Genomic DNA, 3,440 nt, shown 5'->3' with positions numbered 1-3,440 from the left:
CAAAACTACAAGCGTTGAAGTCAGGAGAGAACAGGAATGTCGACGTATTATTCTGAAGAGCACGAGTGGCTGCGAGTTGAAGGAGAAGTTGCGACGCTGGGGATTACGGTTCATGCGGCTGAGCAGCTTGGCGATGTTGTTTTTGTCGAGCAGCAGGAAGCGGGTGACGAGTTTGAGAAGGGCGGCGAGATCGGCGTGATCGAGTCGGTCAAGGCGGCGTCCGAGCTTTATGCGCCGGTGGATGGCGAGATTGTCGAGGTGAACGAGGCGCTGGCGGACAATCCCGGTTCGCTGAACGACGACCCCGAGGGCGAGGCGTGGATCTACAAGATCAAGATCGCGGATGCGTCGCAGCTGGAGGATCTGATGGATCTGGACGGCTACAAGGCCCTGATCGGCTGAGCAAACGGCGGGTTCCGACGGGATCCGCCCCCTTCTTTCACCCGGAGCCGCTGATTTGGGCTCCGCCCGTTCGGGCCTGAAACTGTCCCCCGGACAGGTTCCAGGACGGCCCTTACCCCACGCCGGAGGCTCCTGCCAGAGCGGCTGGGTGAGACATTTCATGAGGAGCGCTGCAATGGCCTTCAAACTGACCGATTACGAAGCCTATGACTTCGCCAATCGCCGCCACATCGGCCCGTCGCCCACCGAGATGCGCGACATGCTGAAGGTGATCGGCTTCAAGACGCTGGACGAGCTGATCGACGCCACCGTCCCGCCGGCGATCCGGCAGACAGAGCCGCTGGACTGGGGTCCGGCGATGACCGAGCGCGATGCGCTGTTCCACATGAAAGAGGTGGCACGCAAGAACAAGGTTCTGACCTCGCTGATCGGTCAGGGCTATTACGGCACCACCACGCCGGCGCCGATCCTGCGCAACATCCTGGAAAACCCGGCCTGGTACACCGCCTATACGCCCTATCAGCCCGAAATCAGCCAGGGCCGTCTTGAGGCGCTTCTGAACTTCCAGACCATGGTCAGCGACCTGACCGGGCTGGACGTGGCCAACGCCTCGCTGCTGGACGAAGCCACCGCGGCGGCCGAGGCGATGGCGATGGCCAAGCGCGGCGGCCGGTCCAAGGCCAACAACGCGGCCTTCTTCGTGGACAAGAACTGCCACCCGCAGACCATCGCGGTCATTAAAACACGCGCCGAGCCTCTGGGCATCGACGTGCAGGTGGCCGATCCGGATCAACTGGACGCAGGCGCGGTGTTTGGCGCCATCTTCCAGTATCCGGGCACCTATGGCCATGTGCGCGACTTCTCTGCCGAGATCGCGGCGCTGCATGAACATAAAGCGATCGCCATCGTGGCCGCCGACATCCTGTCGCTGGCGCTGCTGAAGTCACCGGGCGAGATGGGCGCGGACATTGCCATCGGCTCGACCCAGCGCTTTGGCGTGCCGATGGGCTATGGCGGCCCGCACGCGGCCTACATGGCGACCACCGACAAGCTGAAACGGTCGATGCCGGGGCGGATCATCGGCGTCAGCATCGACAGCCGTGGCAACAAGGCCTATCGCCTGGCGCTGCAGACTCGCGAGCAGCATATCCGCCGCGAAAAAGCCAACTCGAACGTCTGCACCGCGCAGGCGCTGCTGGCCGTCATTGCCTCGATGTATGCGGTCTATCACGGCCCCGACGGCATCAAGGCCATCGCGCAATCGGTGCACCGCAAGACCTCGCGCCTGGCCGACGGTCTGGAGGCGGCAGGCTTTGCCGTCGAGCCGGACGTGTTCTTCGACACCATCACGGTCGAGGTCGGCCATCTGCAGAAGACGGTCATGGAGGCCGCCGTGGCCCGTGGCGTCAACCTGCGCAAGGTGGGCGAGACCAAGGTCGGCATCAGCCTTGATGAACAGACCCGGCCCGAGACCATCGAGGCGGTCTGGGGTGCCTTCGGCATCGACCGCAAGGATGACAGCTCGAACAAGCATTACCGCCTGCCGGAACATGCGCTGCGCGAAAGCGCGTACCTGACCCACCCGATCTTCCACAAGAACCGGGCCGAGGCCGAGATCACCCGCTACATGCGCCGTCTGGCCGACCGCGACCTGGCACTGGACCGGGCGATGATCCCGCTGGGGTCCTGCACCATGAAGCTGAACGCCACGATCGAGATGATCCCGGTCACCTGGCCCGAGTTCGGCAACCTGCACCCGTTCTGCCCCGAAGATCAGGCGCAGGGCTATCACGAGATGATTGCCGATCTGAACGACAAGCTGTGCCAGATCACCGGTTATGACGCGATCAGCCAGCAGCCCAACTCGGGCGCGCAGGGTGAGTACGCGGGGCTGCTGACCATCCGCAACTATCACTTCGCCCGCGGCGAAGGGCACCGCAATGTCTGCCTGATCCCGACCTCGGCGCATGGCACCAACCCGGCCTCGGCGCAGATGGTGGGCTGGCAGGTGGTGCCGGTGCAGTCGGATGACAAGGGCAACATCGATGTCGCCGATTTCCGCGCCAAGGCGGAAAAGCACAGCGACCATCTGGCCGCCTGCATGATCACCTACCCCTCGACCCATGGCGTGTTCGAGGAAACCGTGCAGGAGGTCTGCCAGATCACCCATGACCACGGCGGTCAGGTCTATATCGACGGCGCCAACATGAACGCCATGGTCGGTCTGGCCCAGCCGGGCAAGATCGGCGGCGACGTCAGCCACCTGAACCTGCACAAGACCTTCTGCATCCCGCATGGCGGCGGCGGCCCCGGCATGGGTCCGATCGGCGTCAAGGCGCATCTGGCCGAACACCTGCCGGGCCACCCGGAATACGGCACCGCCGTGGGTCCGGTCTCGGCGGCACCGTTCGGCTCGCCCTCGATCCTTCCCGTATCGTGGGCCTATGTGCTGCTGATGGGCGGTGAGGGTCTGACGCAGGCGACCAAGGTGGCGATCCTGAACGCCAACTACATCGCGGCACGGCTCAAGGATGCCTATCCGATCCTCTACACCTCGGAAACGGGCCGGGTGGCGCATGAATGCATCCTCGACACCCGTCCGCTGGACGAGGCCGCGCATGTCAGCGTCGACGACATCGCCAAGCGTCTGGTCGATTCAGGCTTCCACGCGCCGACCATGTCCTGGCCGGTGGCGGGCACCCTGATGGTCGAACCCACGGAATCGGAACCCATGGCCGAGCTGGACCGTTTCTGCGACGCCATGCTCTCGATCCGGGCCGAGGCGCAGGACATCATCGACGGCAAGATCGACGCGGACAACAACCCGCTCAAAAACGCCCCCCACACGGTGCGCGATCTGGTCGGCGACTGGGACCGCCCCTACACCCGCGAACAGGCCTGCTTCCCGCCGGGCTCCATGGGCGTCGACAAATACTGGTCCCCCGTCAACCGCGTCGACAACGCATACGGCGACAGAAACCTCATCTGCACATGCCCTCCAATGTCAGAATACGAAGAAGCCGCTGAGTGAAAGATAA

2 protein-coding genes are annotated in these 3,440 nt (G+C 64.0%); both read left to right on the top strand.

Going from position 1 to position 3,440, the window contains the following annotated elements; translation table 11 throughout:
- The first annotated feature begins 36 nt into the window (after positions 1 to 36).
- On the top strand, positions 37 to 402 hold the full coding sequence (gene gcvH / locus ACR1XU_RS23055; RefSeq protein WP_170613943.1) for a glycine cleavage system protein GcvH: 366 nt from the start codon (positions 37 to 39) through the stop codon (positions 400 to 402).
- A 175-nt stretch (positions 403 to 577) separates the two neighbouring features.
- Entirely contained in the window at positions 578 to 3,433 is a 2,856-nt protein-coding gene (gene gcvP / locus ACR1XU_RS23050; protein WP_480909661.1) for an aminomethyl-transferring glycine dehydrogenase, read from the top strand.
- Positions 3,434 to 3,440 lie beyond the last annotated feature (7 nt).

It is taken from the genome of Ruegeria sp. D1(2025) (assembly GCF_056536425.1).
Note: the sequence above shows the minus strand (reverse complement) of the source record. Positions and strands in the feature narration are given on the sequence as shown.

What these genes read in the sequence shown, in the direction of transcription:
- gcvH (WP_170613943.1), top strand. Translation starts at nt 37, where the DNA reads ATGTCGACGTATTATTCTGAAGAGCACGAGTGGCTGCGAGTTGAAGGA.
- gcvP (WP_480909661.1), top strand. Translation starts at nt 578, where the DNA reads ATGGCCTTCAAACTGACCGATTACGAAGCCTATGACTTCGCCAATCGC.